This window comes from Streptomyces sp. GC420 (assembly GCF_009916105.1).
In the GTDB taxonomy this organism is placed as follows: Bacteria; Actinomycetota; Actinomycetes; order Streptomycetales; family Streptomycetaceae; genus Streptomyces.
This window is the reverse complement of sequence record NZ_JAAAXQ010000173.1, coordinates 1-16417: the sequence shown is the minus strand read 5'-3', so window position 1 is coordinate 16417 and position 16417 is coordinate 1. Positions and strand designations below refer to the sequence as shown.

15 protein-coding genes are annotated in these 16417 nt (G+C 72.3%); 11 read left to right on the top strand and 4 right to left on the bottom strand.

From position 1 onward, the window contains the following. Positions 1 to 700 precede the first annotated feature (700 nt). Positions 701 to 1576 (top strand): Fpg/Nei family DNA glycosylase, encoded by an 876-nt coding sequence (locus tag GUY61_RS21225; protein ID WP_166631805.1) that lies wholly within the window; start codon positions 701 to 703, stop codon positions 1574 to 1576. Between the two features lie 57 nt (positions 1577 to 1633). Here GUY61_RS21225 and GUY61_RS21220 read toward each other — a convergent pair whose 3' ends face one another. From GUY61_RS21220 to GUY61_RS21210, 3 genes are all read right to left on the bottom strand, one after another. Further along, entirely contained in the window at positions 1634 to 2332 is a 699-nt protein-coding gene (locus GUY61_RS21220) for a zf-HC2 domain-containing protein (protein ID WP_166631804.1), read from the bottom strand. Between the two features lie 219 nt (positions 2333 to 2551). Next, positions 2552 to 3055 (bottom strand): helix-turn-helix transcriptional regulator, encoded by a 504-nt coding sequence (locus tag GUY61_RS21215; protein ID WP_243766627.1) that lies wholly within the window; start codon positions 3053 to 3055, stop codon positions 2552 to 2554. Between the two features lie 71 nt (positions 3056 to 3126). Further along, positions 3127 to 3591, bottom strand: coding sequence for a hypothetical protein (locus GUY61_RS21210; protein ID WP_166631807.1), 465 nt, complete (start codon positions 3589 to 3591; stop codon positions 3127 to 3129). A gap of 500 nt (positions 3592 to 4091) precedes the next feature. On the opposite strand from GUY61_RS21210, the gene GUY61_RS21205 reads away from it, so the two are divergent. Together GUY61_RS21205 and GUY61_RS21200 are read left to right on the top strand one after the other, a co-directional pair. Then, positions 4092 to 5246, top strand: coding sequence for a CapA family protein (locus tag GUY61_RS21205; RefSeq protein WP_166631802.1), 1155 nt, complete (start codon positions 4092 to 4094; stop codon positions 5244 to 5246). A 541-nt stretch (positions 5247 to 5787) separates the two neighbouring features. After that, a complete protein-coding gene (locus GUY61_RS21200; RefSeq protein ID WP_313896771.1) occupies positions 5788 to 6600 on the top strand; it encodes a thioesterase family protein in 813 nt (270 codons plus the stop codon). Positions 6601 to 7053: 453 nt separating this feature from the next. On the opposite strand, the gene tnpA is transcribed toward GUY61_RS21200, so the two are convergent. Continuing rightward, the gene (gene tnpA / locus GUY61_RS21195; RefSeq protein WP_166631801.1) at positions 7054 to 7470 is read right to left on the bottom strand and encodes an IS200/IS605 family transposase; all 417 of its coding nucleotides are present in this window, start codon (positions 7468 to 7470) and stop codon (positions 7054 to 7056) included. Positions 7471 to 7495: 25 nt separating this feature from the next. On the opposite strand from tnpA, the gene GUY61_RS21190 reads away from it, so the two are divergent. From GUY61_RS21190 to GUY61_RS21155, 8 genes are all read left to right on the top strand, one after another. Next, positions 7496 to 8704 carry an RNA-guided endonuclease TnpB family protein gene (locus GUY61_RS21190; RefSeq protein ID WP_166631800.1) on the top strand — a complete coding sequence of 403 codons (1209 nt, stop codon included), beginning with the start codon at positions 7496 to 7498 and terminating at the stop codon, positions 8702 to 8704. Positions 8705 to 8790: 86 nt separating this feature from the next. Then, positions 8791 to 9111, top strand: coding sequence for a helix-turn-helix domain-containing protein (locus tag GUY61_RS21185; RefSeq protein ID WP_166631799.1), 321 nt, complete (start codon positions 8791 to 8793; stop codon positions 9109 to 9111). Between the two features lie 864 nt (positions 9112 to 9975). Continuing rightward, complete coding sequence (locus tag GUY61_RS21180) at positions 9976 to 10722, top strand: hypothetical protein (RefSeq protein WP_166631798.1); 747 nt, start codon at positions 9976 to 9978, stop codon at positions 10720 to 10722. Positions 10723 to 10920: 198 nt separating this feature from the next. Next, on the top strand, positions 10921 to 11622 hold the full coding sequence (locus tag GUY61_RS21175) for a sigma-70 family RNA polymerase sigma factor (RefSeq protein WP_166631797.1): 702 nt from the start codon (positions 10921 to 10923) through the stop codon (positions 11620 to 11622). Between the two features lie 156 nt (positions 11623 to 11778). After that, on the top strand, positions 11779 to 12867 hold the full coding sequence (locus GUY61_RS21170) for an ABC transporter substrate-binding protein (RefSeq protein WP_166631796.1): 1089 nt from the start codon (positions 11779 to 11781) through the stop codon (positions 12865 to 12867). A gap of 2 nt (positions 12868 to 12869) precedes the next feature. Continuing rightward, the gene (locus GUY61_RS21165; RefSeq protein ID WP_166631795.1) at positions 12870 to 13952 is read left to right on the top strand and encodes an iron ABC transporter permease; all 1083 of its coding nucleotides are present in this window, start codon (positions 12870 to 12872) and stop codon (positions 13950 to 13952) included. 76 nt (positions 13953 to 14028) lie between these two features. Further along, positions 14029 to 14799, top strand: coding sequence for an ABC transporter ATP-binding protein (locus tag GUY61_RS21160; RefSeq protein WP_166631794.1), 771 nt, complete (start codon positions 14029 to 14031; stop codon positions 14797 to 14799). Between the two features lie 124 nt (positions 14800 to 14923). Then, positions 14924 to 16366, top strand: a complete 1443-nt coding sequence (locus GUY61_RS21155; RefSeq protein WP_313896770.1) for an MFS transporter — start codon at positions 14924 to 14926, stop codon at positions 16364 to 16366. Positions 16367 to 16417: the final 51 nt, after the last annotated feature.

Here is a 16417-nt window from a genome sequence, read left to right as displayed (position 1 = left end):
GTCCGAGACCGTGCCGGACCCCGTCCCCCGTCCCGGACCCGCGCCCGAAGCGGTTCCCCGGCCCGAGACCGCACCGGAGCCCGTTCCCCAGCCGTAAGGCCCGCCCGGGACCGGGCCGGAGGTGGCCATTCTCCGGCCCGGGACCGGGAGGGACCGATTCCCGGTCGCGAGGGTCTGCCTGGGGCCGTCCGGCTCGAGTCCGGGCCCGTGCGGGAGCCGTACGGTCCGGGCGGTGCCGAGGTGGCGATCCTCCGGACCGGCACTGGTCCGGGACCGATTCCCGGTCGCGAGGGTCTGCCTGGGGCCGTCCGGCCCGAGTCCGGGCCCGTGCGGGAGCCGTACGACGTACGGTCGGGGCGGTGCCGAGGTGGCGATCCTCCGGACCGGCACTGGTCCGGGACCGATTCCCGGTCCGAGCCGCACCCGAGGCGGTTCCCCGGTCCGGGATCGCGCCGGAGAGCCCGTTACCCGGTCGCGGTCATCCTCCGGCCGGGGACCGTGCCCCGCGGCCGTCGACCGGTCCGAGGTTGTCGAGGGAGCCGTCCCCGTGCCGGGGCCGGCTCGTCCGGGGACCGTGCCGGAGGCGGCCCCGTTCGGCGGTCCGGGACCGCGTCCGCCGCACCGGCGCGGGCGCCGGGGGCGTGCCGGATGCGGGGCCGCCTCCCGTGCGGCCGTAGAGCCCGTGCGGCAGTCTTGAGGCATGCCCGAACTGCCGGAAGTCGAAGCTCTGCGGCACTTCCTCACCGAGCACCTCGTCGGCAGAACGATCACTCGCGTCCTGCCGCTGGCGGTCAGCGCTCTCAAGACGTACGACCCGCCGCCGACCGCGCTCGAAGGGCGCATCGTCGGCGCGGTCGGCCGGCACGGCAAGTTCCTCGACATCACGGCGGGTGCCCCCGACGGTGATGTCCTGCACCTGGTGACACACCTGGCCCGGGCGGGCTGGCTGCAGTGGAAGGACCCGCTCCCCGCACACCCTCCCCGGCCGGGCAAGGGCCCCCTCGCCCTGCGGGTCGCCCTGGACGACGGCTCCGGCTTCGACCTCACCGAGGCCGGGACGCAGAAGCGGCTCGCCGTGTACGTCGTGCGTGACCCGGCCGAGGTCCCTGGCGTCGCCCGGCTCGGGCCCGACCCGCTCGCGGAGGACTTCGACCGGGCGGCCCTCGCGGCCCTTCTCGGCGGGGAGCGCCGCCGAGTCAAGGGGGTGCTGCGCGACCAGAGCGTCCTCGCCGGAATCGGAAACGCCTATTCGGACGAGATCCTGCACATGGCGCGCATGTCACCGTTCAAGCTCGCCGCGAAACTGGACGAGGACGAGATCACCGGCCTGTACGAGGCCTTGCGTACCACTCTGGGAGCCGCGGTGGAACGCTCCCGCGGGACGGCCGCGGGCCGGCTGAAGACGGAGAAGAAGAGTGGGATGCGGGTCCACGGCCGGACCGGCGAACCCTGCCCGGTGTGCGGCGACACCATCCGTGAGGTCTCCTTCAGCGATTCCTCGCTCCAGTACTGCCCCACCTGCCAGACCGGGGGCAAGCCCCTCGCCGACCGCAGGCTGTCGCGGCTGCTGAAGTAGGCGTCCCGCCGGTCTCCCCGCCATCGGCGAAGAGGGCCGCGGGGCGACACCTCGCGGTCAGCGGGACCCGTGTCCGGCGTCCACGGTGACCAGCCGCTCGCCGTCCATCGTGCGAATCTCGAAACGGTCGATCTCGGCGCCCGGCATCGCGGTCCCGCCCTGCGTGCTGAGCCACTTCTTGGAGGAGGGGGAGTCCGGCATGCCGTAACCGCCCTCGGGGACGGCCCAGGAACCCACGGTCTGCTCGTCCCCGTCGGTGGCGATGGCGACCAGCTCGCACTTCAGCGGTCCCCACACGCCGGACAGCTTGAGGGCCACGTCGGTGCCCCAGCCCCGGTCCCACATCCGGACCTCGGCGACGACCCCGGTGGTCGGGTCCTTCGCCCGCGCGCTCAGCGGCTCGTTGCGGTCGTCCGTGCCGAGCAGGCCGATCGCGGCCAGGGGAGCGGTGACGATCAGCGTCGCGGCCGCCGCCACCAGGTACAGCCTGCGCCTGCGGCTGCGCCTGCGGTGGACGGCCACCTCGCCAAGGAGGCGGTCCAGCAGGCCGGGGCCGGGGCGGCGGACGACGGAGGACCGTTCGGGCAAGGGGCCGGCGACAGTCGTCAGAAACGCCTGGGTACCGGCGAATTCACTCAGTTGCACCGCACAGATGGCGCAGTCTGTGAGATGTTCTTCGAAACGGAAGGCGTCCGCTCGATCCAGTACGCCGAGCGCGTATGCGCCGACGTCGCGGTGCCGCTCCTGCGGGGTCATGGGGTCATTCCTCTGCTCTGCGGGACGGATGGGCCGTCTGACCACGAGTACGGAAGAAGTCGCCTCTGTGCTCAGCCGTGTACTCAATCGATATCTTCGAACATGAGTACGCCCCGAAACGGGCCGTAAATCGGTCCGTTCCGGGGCGAATCGCAGGGGCGTGCGCCGGTGGTACCCGCGGGGTGCGCCGGGGTGTTCCTCGGGATGCTCCAGGGCTCGCTAGGCGGTCAGTGCGCCCGTGCGCGCCGCGGCCATGGCGAGCGTGCGTATCCGGTCCTGGCTGAGGACGAGCAGGCCGCGCTGGTGCCCGAGCGCGACGGCGTGCGCCCGCCCGCGGGCCCGCAGCCGGACGAAGAGGAGCCGGGCCACACCCTTCACGGTCTCCGTGCCGGTGCCGAGCCGCTCACCGATCTTGCGGTACGTCAGTCCCTCGGCGATGCACCTCAGGACCTCCAGCTCGCGTGCGCTCAGGCCGGTGGGGCGGCGCCACTGCGGCGGCAGGTCGTTCAGGTAGCCGATGCCGTAGGCGACATGGACGATCTCGGCGCGGTCCCCGCAGCCGAGCTTTCTGCCGATGCGCTGCAGGTGCGACTTGACCGTGACCTCCGACAAGAAGAGGGCCTTGCCTATCTCGGCATTGGTCTGTCCCCGGGCGAGTCCCGCCACTACCCGGACCTCCGCCTGAGTGAGGCGCTCTCCGAACTTCGGAAGCCGAAGCACCATAGGACTACCACTCCTTGCCTTGATAACACCGTCGAGCGTCTTCGCTTCGCGCAGCCGTGCGGGCTGCCGCGTCAGAACAGCTGAAGGGCCAAATTGCCCAGCGGGAGACCGAGTTGCCATGCCGGGGTCCATGCCTTGCGGTCCTCGTCCACGTCGAGCGGGAGGACGGGCTGCGGGCACGGCACCAGCCCTTCGAGGTCCGCGGCGAACAGTTCGGTCCGCTCCAGCCAGTCCCAGGCGGCCCTGGCGAGTGCCAGGTCCGGGTCCTGCCGGCCGCGTGCGGTCTCCCGGTCGCCGAGTTCGGCGAGCCGCTCGCGTACCCAGTCCTGCCACGGATGGCCGTGGGAGGTCAGGGCGAGCCACTCGTCGAGCTGTGAGACGACCCGGATCCCGGAAAGCTCGTCCGCCGTGTCGGACAGGAAGACGGTGAGGGCCAGCGTCTGCCGGCCGGACCTGAACTCCAGTGAGGGCGCGGGCACCAGATCACCCGCGCGCAGCAGTTCCTCGGCGATGTACTCGGCGTACATCCAGGCCATGGGTACGGCCAGTTCTTCCCCGCTGGTGTCGTTCTTGCTCTCGGGCAGCAACCGTTCCACCTTCTCCCCGGCTTCCGCATGCGGACGCGCCTTCACTCTCTGAGACGGGTAAGACGCCAGGTTTACTCAAACGGAGGCCAGGTTTCGAACTCGGCTTCTTCCGGAGCGGTTGCGCGAGGGGGCCCGGAAGAGCAGTGGTGCGAGGGTGACACCAGAGGGCGCTCTTAGTGAGGGAAATCTCAGTTTCGCCGTACCGGTTGCGCGGGAACACGCGCGTCCCGCTCGGCCTGCGGGGTCCCTCTCGGGCAGAGCCGTTCCATCACTCTTCGTGTTGAGTTCCCTACGGTCTGCCCGCGCGCCTCGCGCCATCGTCGCGGACCCCGCCGAACGGGTGGCCGTATGTGCCGTTCCGGTGTACCGGCGCCACGGCTCCTTGACGGGCCGTCACCTCGCCATATCCACTCACATAGTCTGTAAGTACGATTTATGGAGTCGTGAAGATGGCGAAATTCAAGTGGGCACCGGTGGTGGTCGCGGCAACGCTGGCCGGCGTGGCGGCGGCATGCGTGCACGAGCCGTCGAAGAACGGCCCCGGCTCCGGCGGCTCCGAGCCGCGGCCGCGCCCGTTCACCCTCGTCGCCACCGGCGACGTGCTGCCGCACGACTCGGTCATCCAGCAGGCGCAGCGGGACGCGAGCGGGGCCGGTTACGACTTCGGGCCGATGCTCGCCGGCGTCAAGCCGGTCATCTCCCGCGCCGACCTGGCCATCTGTCACATGGAGACGGTGTACGGGCAGGTGGGCGGGCCCTATACCGGCTACCCGGCCTTCCAGTCGCCGCCCCAGGTGGCCGAGGCGCTTGCCGAGACCGGCTACGACTCGTGCTCCACCGCCTCCAACCACACGCTGGACGCGGGCACCGCCGGAATCTCGCGCACCCTTGCCGCGCTCGACAGGGTGGGCGTCAAGCACGTGGGCTCCGCCCGCAGCGCCGCCGAGGCGGTCAAGCCCGCGCTGATGAAGGCAGGGGGCGCCGAGGTCGCCCAACTCGCCTACACCTACGGCACCAACGGCTATCCGCTGCCGGCGGGCCGGCCGTGGGCGGTCAACCTCATCGACGAGCGGAAGATCGTCTCGGATGCCAGGGCGGCCCGGCGGGCCGGCGCCGACATCGTGGTGGTCAGCATGCACTGGGGCACCGAGTGGCAGAGCGAACCCGACCAGGGGCAGCTGAGCCTGGCCGAGAAGCTCACCGCGTCCAGGACCGGGGGCCGGCCCGACATCGACCTGATCATCGGCACCCACGCCCATGTCCCGCAGGCGTACCAGAAGGTCAACGGCACGTGGGTGGTCTACGGCATGGGTGACCAGCTCGCGGGCCGCATGGTCAACCACGAGGGCCGGTTCGATGCCCGGGGCAACCAGTCGACCATCGCGCGCTTCACCTTCGCCCCGCCGTCCTCCAAGGGTGGGCGCTGGCGGGTCGAGCGGGCCGAGTTCGTGCCTCAGCTCACCGAACTCAGCCCGGCGATCCGGGTGCTGAACGTGGCCGAGGCCGCCGACCGCCGCACCGACCTCGGGCCGGTGCGGGCCACGATCGGCTCCGCCGCGCTCAGCCGGGGCGCGGCGCAGGACGGACTGACGATGGGCCGCTGACGAGCGGCGGTGACGGGGCGCTGTCCGCGGGGCGCCGTCCACGGGCCGCCATCCACGGTCCGCTGTCCGCGAGGCGCCGTCCACGGGCCGGGCCTGCGCGACGGCGAGGTCGTGGCCGCCGCCGGGGTCGACGACTCCGCTGCCGTACGCGCCGCCCGCCGGGTGATCGACCGCCGAGCCGCCTACGGCCCGCTGCCCCGGTCGGCATTCCCGGGCGGCCCCGGGCCTTGGCGGTTCCCTCCCCGGCCAGTCCCCCCGAGGGCATTCGCCCGTCGGCGCCCGTCGCCCGGTGCTCGGTCCCCGGAGCGGCCTCGCGGCCCCCGGCACCGCAGGCCGGCCCACACCGGCCGCCGCCGGAACCGGGCCGGCAGGAGCCGGTGGCGCCGGGTGCGTCCGGCGCGGAGCCCGGACCCCGGTGTTCGCGCGGCTCCGCCGGGCCGGGCGGACCAGGGGCCGAGAGGCGGCGCTCGCGTACCGCCGTCCCGCTCCCGATCCCCGGTGACCTATGGCTCTTCTGGTTACCCGTAGGTAATGTGGCGGTGTGCCGGACACGACCCGAGTGCCCGAGGGGCCTCACGCCTTCTACGAGCGACTGGAGCAGGACCGCTTCCTGCCCACCGCCAACACCCGCGGCCCCTGGGACGCCGAGTCCCAGCACGCCGGACCGCCCGCCGCCCTGCTCGCCCGCGCCGTCGAGACCAGGCCGGACGCCCGCGAGGACATGCGGCTGGCCAGAATCACGTACGAGATCCACCGCCCGGTGCCGATCCGGCCGCTGACCCTCTCCGTCGAGGTGCTGCGGGCGGGCCGCAGTGTGGAGATCGTCGAGGCGGAGCTGAGCCCGGACGGCGAGAGCCCGGTGATGCGCGCCAGGGCACTGCGGATCAGGACGGCCGAGGAGTCGGTGGCCTCCGTCGTCGACGAGCCCCGCGTCGAGGCCCCGGTCGAGGGCACGCGGGAGCCGTTCTACCCGGTGCCGTGGGACATCGGCTATCACACCGCGATGGAGGCGGTCTTCGACCGGGGAAGCTTCCTCGAACGGGGACCGGCGTCCTGCTGGATGCGCATGAGGGTGCCGCTGGTCGCGGGGGAGGCGATCCGCCCGCTGGACCGGGTGCTGACCGCGGCCGACTCCGGAAACGGGGTCAGCAACGTCCTGGACTTCGGGCGGCACATCTTCGTGAATCCCGACCTGACGGTCCATCTGCACCGGTACCCCGTGGGCGAGTGGGTCTGCGTGGACGCCCGTACGAGCATTGACGCGGCCGGGATCGGGCTCGCGGACACGGTGCTCCACGACGAGAAGGGCCCGATCGGGCGGGGAGCGCAGAGTCTGTTCGTCGCCGGACGCTGAGGCCGGAGGCCGTCGGCGCCCCCCTTTTTTTTGGGGGCTCGGTTCGCCTCCGGGGCGCCGAAGCCTGCGCCGACGGTCGATCGTGCTCGGCCACTCGTTCCCCGTTTTTTTGGGGCTCGGTTCGCCTCCGGGGCGCCGAAGCCTGCGCCAACGGTCGATCGTGCTCGGCCACTCGTTCCTCCTTTTCGGGCTCGGTTCGCCTCCGGGGCACCGAAGCCTGCGCCAACGGTCGATCGTGCTCGGCCACTCGTTCCTCGCGGCCTGTGCGCGTTCTCCCTTTCGGCGCAGGCGCGCCCCTTCGGCTCACTCGCCCCGCCGACTACGGGCCCGCGGGCTACGTGCTATCGGGTCTATTCGCAGTGCACCGGGCTTCAGCCCGGTGGTGAAGCGAATCTGAGAACTGCTCTGACCTCGGCTGTGTGCACGGATCCGCGCTGTTCACCTCAGCCCAGGTCAGAGCGGCCGGTTCTGCTGCTCGATGTACTGCTTCACGATGCTGAGCGGCGCACCGCCGACCGACCCGGCGAGGTACGAGCCGGACCACAGGCGCTGTGCCCGCCAGTAGTGGCGGACGAGATCGGGGAACTCCTGGCGGAGCCTGCGCGAGGACACGCCCTTGAGGGAGTTCACCAGCCTGGACACGGCGACCTTCGGCGGGAAGTTGACCAGGAGGTGGACGTGGTTGGCCTCGCCGTTGAACTCGACCAGCTCGGCCTCGAAGTCCTCGCACACGGCCCGCATGATCTCCTCGCACCGCGTCAGATGCCGGCTGGCGAAGACGGAGTGCCGATACTTCGTCACGAAAACCAAGTGAACATGCATGCGGAAGACGCAGTGACGACCTGTACGAACATTCTCATCGATACCCATAAACCAACTGTGTATCATGATCCGTGTGCAGCTTCGGTACAGCTTCCGCCTGTACCCGAGTGCCGGTCAGCGCACAGCGTTGGCGAGGGCGTTCGGGTGTGCGCGGGTCGTCTTCAACGACGCGCTCCGCGCTCGGGAGACCGCCCGCAGCCAGGGGCTGCCGTTCCCCAGGACCGGCGACCTGTCGAAGCGGCTCATCACCGAGGCGAAGAGCACCCCGGAGCGGGCCTGGCTCAGCGAAGTGTCGGCGGTCGTCCTCCAGCAGTCCCTTCGGGACCTGGACACCGCGTACAAGAACTTCTTCGACGGGCTGAAGGGCAAGCGCCCGCGCATGGGTGCGCCCCGGTACAAGTCACGGAAGGACACCCGGCAGACGGTCCGGTTCACCGCGAACGCCCGCTGGTCGATCACGACCGGCGGAAAGCTGCGCCTGCCGAAGATCGGCGACCTGAAGGTCAAGTGGTCCCGCAGCCTGCCCTCCACCCCGTCCACGGTGACGGTGGTCAAGGACTCGGCGGGCCGGTACTTCGCGAGCTTCGTCGTGGAGACCGGCCCCGGGGAACTGTTGCCGGAGACAATGCCCGAGCTGGGTATCGACCTCGGCCTCGGGCACTTCGCGGTCCTCTCGGACGGCACGAAGATCGACAGCCCGCGTTTCCTGCGCCGGGCCGAAAAGCGCCTGAAGAAGGCGCAGCGCGCCCTCTCGCGCAAGGAGAAGGGCAGCAAGAACAGGGACAAGGCCAGGGTCCGCGTCGCACGGGCACACGCACGTGTCGCGGACGCGCGCCGCGAGTTCCATCACCAGCTCTCCACGAAGCTGATCCGCGAGAACCAAGCGGTCGCCGTGGAGGACCTGGCGGTGAAGGGGCTCGCGCGTACACGCCTGGCCAAGTCCGTCCACGACGCCGGATGGTCGGCGTTCGTGAGCATGCTGGAGTACAAGGCCGCCCGGTACGGGCGCACCTTCATCCGGATCGGCCGCTTCGAGCCCACATCTCAGGTGTGCTCGCAGTGCGGCGTCAAGGACGGCCCCAAGCCCCTGCACGTCCGTGTGTGGACCTGCGGGGCATGCGGGGCCGTCCTGGACCGGGACATCAACGCGGCGGTCAACGTCGCCAAGGCGGCCGGACTGGCCGTGTCAGCCTGTGGAGCGCAGGTAAGACCGGGACTCGTCCCGGCACCGCGCGGCGAAGCAGGAACCCACTCGACACCGCAGCCTTCAACGGCGCGGTAGGCGGGAATCGCCGTCCTTCAGGGCGGCGAGGATGTCAAACGAAGTGGCTGGCTTACCTGGAACAACGGCGTGAAGGAGAGTGAGCAATGGACACGTTCCACTCCTGGGACGAGGTAAAGAGCGAGATCTTCGACGAGGACGATCTCGACGAGATCAGGGCGGGCGCCCAAAGGCTGGTAGCACAGGCGCGCGCCCACCGGCTGGCCGAGGTGCGCCAGGAGCTCGGTTTCACCCAGAGCGAGGTCGCGGCGCGTATGCATGTCCGGCAGGAGCGGGTGTCCGCCATCGAGCGCGGTAAGGCCGTCTCGGCGGAGGTCGGCACCGTGGCAGCGTACGTCGCTGCGCTCGGCGGCAAGCTGGAGATCGTCGCGAACTTCGGTGGCACCCGCGTCGTCATCGCTCGGTGACCCTGCCCCCACGCAGGTGGAGCTGCTCCCCTCACTGGGCGACGGGCAAGCGGCGCCGGACGCGGTGGACGCCTGGGTGGCACTGTCAGCGGCCCGGCACGGCAGCGCGGTGATCTCCACCACCGACCCGGAGGACATCCACGCCTGCCTGAACGGTCCTCGCGCCGACGGACGTGCATATGGTCGCCGTCTGGGGACCGGGAGCCACGCTCCGTTCCGTCCAGGTGGTTGCGCAGGCGGTGAACGGGCCGTCGGCAGGAGCGGGGCACAGGGCTCGGCCCTTCGCAGGCTTGCTCCGCGAGCGGGTGACGAGGCGATCAGCCGGCAACGGCAACGGCCATCCAGTGCCACGGGCTCCCCGCGCGCCGACCGCTGAACTCGCCGAGGGTCCTCCACCCGCTTCGCCATTTCCCACGGCCGTGGTATTTCGCACGGCAGGAGCAGGTGCACAGAAAGCCCTGGGCGTTCTGGCAGGCCGAGTTGCACCTTTCGTGCGGGTTGTACTCACGGCCGATGAGGACGCTCGGGTACCTGCGGAGCAGTTCCCGGCTTATGCGGGGGAAGTGGGCGCCGGCAACGGTCCAGCACCCCTCGCGGCCCTCCCACCGGAACGATCGATCGCTTTCGAGCCACTCCAAGAGTTTCCGCTCGTGCTCCCACATCGTGTGAGTGGGGAACCAGACACCGAACCACCAGGGGCGGGGGCGGGATTCAGGTGGGGCGCGCCCGGGCGCCGGCCCGGCCGCACGGAGGGTTTCGTCCGCAGGCACGACCCCGTCATGCACCGCAGGCTGAACGGCTGACAGGGCTCCATCCGTACCCGTCCGTGGCGACCGGAACCCGGATGCGAGGATGAGGGACGTCATGACTGCAGGGCGGTGTACGCGCACGGTACGGGCCGCGGTGTTCGCGGCCGTCTGCGTGCTGCTCGCGGCCCTGGGGCACGTCCTGATGTCGGGCTCCACCGTCCCCTGGTGGGCCGTGGGGGCCGGATTCGCCGTCACCGGGACCGTCGCCTGGGGCCTGGCCGGGCGGGAGCGCGGGCTCGCGACGGTCGTGCTGCTCGTGGTCGTCGTCCAGGCCGTACTCCACTCGGCCTTCGAGTCCGCGCAGTCGTGGGCCGCGACGGCGGCGGGTCCCGGGACCGGGAGCACCGGGCACACCGGGCACGTCACGGGTTCCATGGGGCACGACCCGAGCGGCATGTCCATGGACGTGACTTCCCCGGGTTCCATTTCCGTGGACTCGGGGCACATGGCCCACACCGCCGACTTGAGCACGGGCATGGGCGGCATGGACGTCATGCCCATGGGCCACATGAGCCACGACATGAGCGGCGGGTCGTCGTTCGGCATGCTCGCCGCCCACACCCTCGCCGCGCTGCTGTGCGGCCTGTGGCTCGCCCACGGCGAGCGGGCCGCGTTCCGCGTCCTGCGGGCCGTCGCCCACCGGGTGGCAGCCCCGCTGCACCTGCCGCTCGCCGTTCCCGCACCGCTGCCCCGCCCGCGCCCCCGCCCGCGGCGCGACCGCTCGGACCGGGCGCCGCGGCTGCTCCTCCTCTCCTACTCGATCGCCTCTCGGGGGCCACCGGCCGGAACCGCTGTCGTCTGAGACAGCCGGTTCCCCGGGGCCGTGTCCGGGAGTCGTGTCAGCGGCTCCTGCGCCTCGGGCATCGGCCGTACCCACGTCGTACGGCCGCACCCCCCCATCACCGGGCCCTGTCGGCCCGCGCGCACCTACGGCCGTCACGTCACAGCGCGGCCGTACGCGGCGCCGTGCCGGGCCCGGACGACCCGAGAAGGACAACAGGTGATCACTCCTGCCCTGCCCGCTCCACCCGTACGGCGCGACACGCGCGACAGGCGCCCGACCGCCGAGACGGCCGCCGCGTCCGACGAGTCGGCGACCGCCTGGGCGCTCGCCGCCCGCGGCGGCGACCCGGACGCCGTGGACTGCTTCTGCCGCGCCCTGCACCGTGACGTCGTCCGCTACGTCGCGCACCTCTCCGCCGACCCGCAGTCGGCCGACGACCTGGCGCAGGACACGTTCCTGCGGGCGCTCGGCAGCCTGCACCGGTTCGAGGGGCGCTCCTCCGCGCGTGCGTGGCTGCTGTCCATCGCGCGCCGCGCCGTGATCGACAGCTATCGGCACGCGGCCGCCAGGCCGCGGCTGAGCGACACCGGCGACTGGACGCTCACGGCCGAACTCGCCCAGCCGACCGGCCTGCCCGGCTTCGACGACGGCGTCGCGCTCCTCGACCTGCTGGACGCGCTGCCCGGCGACCGCCGCGAGGCGTTCGTCCTCACCCAGATGCTGGGGCTGCCGTATGCGGAGGCGGCCGAGGTAAGCGGCTGCCCCGTCGGTACGGTCCGCTCGAGGGTGGCCCGAGCCCGTGCCACCCTCATCGAGTTGCTGGCCCGTGCCGACTCGCACGCGTCGGCCCCGCCGACCGCGCCGACGGCATTGGCCGCGCCGGCCCCGCCGACCGCGCCGACGGTGTTGGCCGCCTGACCGAGGACGGAAGGGCTCCGGTGTCCGCCGCACGTGCGGTCACCGGAGCCCTTCCGCGCCAACGGGCGGGAACTCACCGGGTGTTCGCCACGACCACTGCACCGGGGGTGGCGACGGACCACCCGCGCACCAAACAAGCGGATCCGGGAGTGTTCGATGCGTCCTCGTGTGTGGGCCGGTACAGCGGCCGTCGTTCTGTGCGGCCTTCTCGTGGCGGGCTGTGGTGACGGCGCCGGCGGCGGGGACAACGGCGGGGACGGCGACAAGGCGGGCTCCGCCGCCGGGAAGTCCGCCGCGGGTGACTACCCGGTGACCGTGACCGACTGCGCGGGCACCGGGACCACCTTCTCCGCGGCCCCGGAGAAGATCGTCACCAGCAACGCCTCCAGCCTGGAACTGCTGCTCCGCCTCGGCGCCGGGGACAAGGTCATCGGGACCGGCTTCCCGCCCGGCAAGGGCACGCTGCCCGGTGAGCTCGACGCTCAGGCGCGGAAGGTGAAGGTCCTCAGCGACACCGTGATCCCGAGGGAGAAGCTGCTCGGCTCCGGCGCCGACCTCTACATCGACACCTTCGCCTCGATGAACATGGGCGGCGGCATGGGCGACGCGCCCACGGAGGAGGAGTTCGAGGCGGCCGGGATCAGGCACGTCTACCTGAAGTCCACCGCCTGCGCGGCGCGGAGCAGGACCGCCGTGACCGACCTGTCGGCCGTGGAGGCCGACATCACCTCCCTCGGCGAGGTCACCGGCACCGCCGCCAGGGCCAGGGAACTCGTCGACGGCATGAAGGAGAAGGTGGACGCCGTCCGGAAGGCGGTCGGCGGTACGGCCGGGAGCGACCGGCCGACGTACTTCTTCTTCGACTTCGACGCCGGCACCAAGCAGCCCGTGGCCGTCTGCAACCGCCAGGTCGCCAACGCCGTGATCACCCTCGCCGGGGCCCGCAACGTCTTCGCCGACTGCGACGGCGACTACAAGCAGGTCGGCTGGGAGGACGTGATCGCCGAGGATCCGGACTGGATCCAGCTCGGAATCCGCAACCGGGGCAGCGAGGCCGCCAACGACAAGGCGTTCGACGAGGCGCAGAAGTGGCTGGAGACGAACTCCGCCACCAAGGGCCTGAAGGCGGTCGGGGAAGGACACTTCCTGCGCATCGGCTCCGAGCGGACCACCATCGCCGGAGTGGAGAACGCCGACACCGTCGAAGAGATCGCCAGGACCATCCACCCGGGCAAGGTCGGCTGACCGTGCTGGACACCCCGGTGAGCGGCAAGGACACGGGCACCGCCCGCGCGGCGGCGCGGCGTCCCCTGCCCGCCGGGCCGCTGGTGCTGCTCCTCGGCCTGGCGCTGCTCGCGGCCCTCACGGTGGCGGTCGCCTGGGGCTCCACGTCGATCCCGCCGCAGGACGTGTGGAACGTGATCCGGCGCCGGCTGACCGGTGAGGCGCCCAGACCCGGCACGAACGACCTGATCGTCTGGCAACTGCGGCTCCCGCGGGCACTGCTGGCCGCCCTGGTCGGTGCCGGGCTCGGACTCGTCGGTACGGCGATGCAGGCCCTCGTCCGCAACCCGCTGGCCGACCCGTACTTCCTCGGGGTCTCCAACGGCGCCTCCCTCGGCGCGGTCGCCGCGATCGTGCTCGGCCTCGGTACGGGCGGAGCCCTGGGCCTCGGCCTGTCGGGCGCGGCCTTCGCCGGAGCCCTGGCCACCTTCGCCCTCGTCCGGGCCGTGGCCGGGCGCGGCGGGGGATTCGCGCCGCTCAGGCTGGTGCTGGCCGGTGTCGCGATCGGCCAGTTCCTGTCCGGCTTCACCAGTTACCTGGTGCTGCAGGCCGGGGACGAGCAGCAGACCCACGGCGTGCTGTTCTGGCTCATGGGCAGCCTGAGCGGCGCCGGCTGGCCCCTGCTGGCCGCCCCGGCGGCGGCGGTACCCGCGGTCATGCTGCTGCTCCAGGCACGAGCCCGGGCCCTGAACGCGCTGCTGATGGGCGACGAGACGGCGGCCGGGCTCGGCATCGACGTCGTACGGCTGCGCCGGGAGCTGTTCGCGGTCACCAGCCTCCTCACCGGCGTGCTGGTCGCGGTCTCCGGGGCCATCGCCTTCGTCGCGCTCATGGTGCCGCACGCCTGCCGCCTGGTCGTCGGCGGTGACCATCGCCGCCTCCTGCCCGTGTCGGCGCTCTTCGGCGCGCTGCTGCTGGTGGTGGTCGACATCGTGTGCCGCACCGCCATGGACACCCAGGAACTGCCGGTCGGGGTCGTCACCTCGCTGATCGGCGCACCCGCGCTGCTGTATCTGCTGAACCGGCGCCTGGCGAGTCCCGAGTGAGGGGCCATCAGCCAGCGCAGAGCAGTCATGTCGGTACGCCTGAACGGGCGTTGAGGATGGATCGGGGGAGCGCCGGGTGAGGATCGACATCGAGGACCTGCACGTCTCGTACAGCGGCCGTACGGTCGTCGCCGGCGCCCACCTCATCGCGGCGCAGGGCGAGATCACCGGCATCGTCGGGCCGAACGGCAGCGGCAAGTCCACGCTCCTGCGGACCGTGTACCGCCATCTGAAGCCCGCCGCCGGGCGCGTCCTGCTCGACGGCACCGACATCCGCGAGCTGAGCCCGGCGCGGTCGGCCCGCCATGTCGCGGCCCTCCCGCAGGAGCGGGGCGGCGACTTCGAACTGACCGTGCGTGAGGTCGTCGCCATGGGCCGCACCCCCTACAAGCGGGCCTTCGCGGGGGAGGACGCCGCGGACCGGGACATCGTCGCCCGCGCCCTCGCCGACGTGGGCATGGCGGACCACTCCGGCCGCCGCTTCACGGAGCTGTCCGGAGGTGAGCGCCAACGCGTGCTGCTGGCACGCGCGTTCGCCCAGCAGACGGAGGTCCTGGTCCTCGACGAGCCGACGAACCACCTCGACGTCCGCCACCAGGTGGAACTCCTCGCCCTGCTGCGCGGCCGGCGGCGTACGACCCTGGTGTCCCTGCACGACCTCAACGCGGCGGCCTCCGTCTGCGACCGGCTGCACGTCCTGCACGACGGCCGGGTGGCCGCCTCGGGCCCGCCTCGCGAAGTGCTGCGACCGGCCCTGCTGGCCGAGGTGTTCGGCGTGCGCGCGGCCGTGGTGGAACACCCGCTGACCGGCGACCCGCTGATCGCCTTCGACCACCGGGAACGCTGATGTCCCGCCCCGTCCCACAGCCACCACCGCATTTCCGGCCGGGCCCGGGAACTCACCTGCTGAACGGCCCGACTTCTGGGGCGAGGCTGCCGTGCGGCAGCCCACCCGAGTGGGGAGGGGCAAGGTGACGGACCACGGTTCCGCCTCGGAGCGGCCCGGGGGCATGCCCGAGGTCCGCGACCGCTGGATCCTGGTGGCCGTGGCGGGCGCGCTGTCGTTCGTGGCCATGCTGGACATGAACATCGTGAACGTGGCACTCGCGGACATCTCCGAAGGCCTGGAGACGCCGGCCGCGACGGCCCAGTGGGCGATCCTGGGCTACCAACTCCCGGTCGTCGCACTGCTGCTGCCGGTGGGTCGCTGGCTCGACACCGTGGGCACCCGCCCCGCGCTGCTGTCCGCGACCGCGGGTTTCGCGCTGTGCAGCGCGCTGGCAGCCGTGTCCCCGTCGGTGTCCTGGCTGATCGCCGCCCGCATCGGGCAGGGCGCGTGCGGCGCGGTGCTGTTCGTACTGATGCCGGTGCTGGCGATCCGCTCGGTGCGGCCGGAGCTGCGCGGGCGGGCGATGAGCGTGCCCGCGACCCTCGGCCCGCTGGGCGCCGTCACCGGACCGGCGGTCGGCGGGCTGCTCCTCGACCACCTCGGCTGGCGCTGGATCTTCCTGGTGAAGATCCCGTTCTGCCTGGGGGCGATCGTCGTCGCCCGGCGCGCCATGCCGCGCGACGGCCGCCTGCGGTGGCCCGACCGCCGGTCACTGGCCGACGCAGTGCTCCTGGCCGCCGGTGTCGCCGTCCTCCTGACGGCCCTGACCCTGGCCGCCGGCGCCTCCGCCTGGCTGCCCCTCGCCCTCCTCGCCGTACCGCCGCTGTGGTGGTGGCTGCGAGGGCCGGGCGGTCGCACGGTGGCCGGTGCGCTGCGGACGACGGGGCTCCTGCGCGCGCACGGCGCGGTGCTGGCGCTGGCTCTGGGCTTCGCCGCCATGCGTTACGTGGTCGCCCTGCACCTCCAGCGCGACGAGGGCGTCAGCGCGACCGTGACCGGCCTGACCGTGCTCGCCTTCCCTCTGGGCATGGGCCTGGCGGGTCCCCTCGGCGGACGCCTCGCCGACCGGTACGGGGCCCGGCCCGTCGCGGTCGCCGGCGCCGCGCTCACCGCCGCCGGCCTGCTGCTGCTCGTCCTGCCGGGCGCCGGCTGGTCCCCGCCCGACGTGGCCTGGCGGCTCGCCCTGGCCGGCCTCGGCATGGGCCTGAACGGCGGCCCCACCCAGGCCCTGGTCATGGGCGCCGCCCCGCCGGACCGCGCCGCCACCGTGGGTTCCACCGTCCAGCTCGCCCGCGGCCTCGGCTTCACGCTCGGCCCGGCCCTGGCCACGGCGGCCTGGGGCCTGACCGGCCCGGACGGCGGCGCGGCGGGTCTGGCACTGGCCGCCACCGCGGCCTGCCTCGCCGTACCCCTGCTCGCGCTGCCCGCCCGCGGCCCCGGCGAACCCGCCGGGAAGTCCACCGACGGGTCCACGGGCGCCGCGTCCGGCGCATCCCGCTCGGCACCGTCTTCCACGCCCCGCTGAACACCGTCTCCCACGCCCCCGAGCACCGTCTCCGCCCTCCCACCGTCTCCC